This is a genomic window from Rhodanobacter fulvus Jip2, assembly GCF_000264315.1.
In the GTDB taxonomy this organism is placed as follows: Bacteria; Pseudomonadota; Gammaproteobacteria; order Xanthomonadales; family Rhodanobacteraceae; genus Rhodanobacter; species Rhodanobacter fulvus.
In genome coordinates this window covers 1-1,772 of record NZ_AJXU01000056.1, presented here as the reverse complement: position 1 = coordinate 1,772, position 1,772 = coordinate 1, and the positions used below count along the sequence as shown (strand labels likewise).

Annotated in this window: 1 protein-coding gene; it reads left to right on the top strand. The window is 58.3% G+C overall.

Annotated features, from left to right (window positions below; all coding sequences use genetic code 11):
- Positions 1-129: 129 nt before the first annotated feature.
- On the top strand, positions 130-1,545 hold the full coding sequence (locus UU9_RS17370) for a J domain-containing protein (protein WP_202799829.1): 1,416 nt from the start codon (positions 130-132) through the stop codon (positions 1,543-1,545).
- The last annotated feature ends 227 nt before the right edge of the window (positions 1,546-1,772 follow it).

Sequence of the window (1,772 nt, the reverse complement as noted above, 5' to 3'; positions counted from 1 at the left end):
TGCCGGCCTCCGCCTCACGCAGGAAGCCGATGATCTGCTCTTCGGTAAACCGCTTCTTCACGTCCAATCTCCTTCGGATGGGGGATTGGACTCCAAACCGCGGTGCTACTCAAAAGTGGGGGGACGTCGGTGGCTTCCAGCGCCAGCGCTGCTGACATCAAGACTGCGTTCCGTCGCAAGGCGATGGAGTACCACCCTGACCGGTGCAAACTCCCGAATGCAACGACTCTATTCCAGCTGGTCAATCACGCGTTCAGCGTGTTGGGCGATCCTGAGTCCCGCGCTCGCTACGACACTTCCACCGTTGAGACGTCGGACACCGCGAGTCCCAGCGCTTCGCGCCGGGCGGCACCCGATCCCATTAGATGCTCGGTCTGCAACAAGGTCTCCGCCCAGCCGCGCTACGTCATCTTCTATCGCGTCTACAGTTTCATCGTCATGACCCGACGCGAGGCGATTCAGGGCATCTATTGCAGCACATGTGCCGAAAAGGAATGCCTCAAGGCGACCGCCTTCACTTGGGCTTTGGCTTGGTGGGGATTCCCTTGGGGCCCCATTTACGGCCTCCAAGCCATCTTTACCAACCTAACGGGTGGCAAGCGTCCGGCGGACATCAACGCGCGCGTACCGGCGCACCAAGCTTGGTATTTCGCTGCAGCTGGTCAGATGGACGTGGCCCGTGCCGTCGCCGAACAGGCGTTGGCGCTGGCCCTCAAGGTATCGCCGGGTAAGGATGACGAAACCGCGCGACTTCGCGCTCAGCTCGATGCCTTCATTGCCTCGTTCCCATCGGCTTCCCGAACGCCTCAACTGAAAGACACGTGGGCCTTGGGTCGTCGGCCGTTCTTCGTCCAGACGGGTATCCTGACTGCCGTGGTGGCCGCTGTTGCGTTCTTCGCGCTGCGACCGGACAGCCCAAGTTTCCGCACCACACCGGACTATTCCTACTTGCAGAACAGTCCATCGAAGTCGCACCAGCCCTATACACCCACGCCGCCGCCGGATTCCCAATCTCCGGCGAACGCTGTGGATTTCAGCAATCAAAGCACGCCGGCTTCTAGTTCGACCACAATACTTAGCCTGCAGCAGGCACTTGCCAAGAAGCCCTCCACTCCGCCTAAGCCTCCATACGTCCGTCCAGTTTTGGCGCCGAACGGTAGGTCCTGGCCGATCACTGAGGGATACATAAAAGGTGTGCCGCAGAAATACACCAATGGGTATTCCGAAATCACCATCGACAATGGTCAGAATGAAGGGGACGTATTCGTCAAAGTGGTTTCGATTCCGCAGGGAGCCAAGGCCTTCCCGATTCGCCAGTTCTTTGTCCCGGCCCATGGGTCATTTGTGGTGAAAAAGATTCGCGCCGGCACGTACGACGTCCGCTACCAAGATTTGGACACAGGAGCCAAGTCCGGCTCCCCGTCTTTTGAGCTAACCGAAACCTCGGTTCCGGGTGGCATTGAATATACCCACTACGAACTGACGCTTTACACGGTTGCGAACGGCAACATGAAAATGCGCCCACTTGCGGACGATGAGTTCTGATGGCTGAGCATCACCAATACCTAGTTCAAACCATGCCAGAACGATATTCGGTGCTTCCCAGTATCCGTAGATAGATCCATCCGCAACATCACACCGCCAGATGCCCTGTCCCCCCCCCGACACTTTGGGCAAAAGGTGCCAGGGACAATTTGAGCGCGAACCCCGTCACCGCCGCATCCAAGCCACAACTGCGATCGGAAATTGTCCCTGAGGTGGTCCGGCTTTTT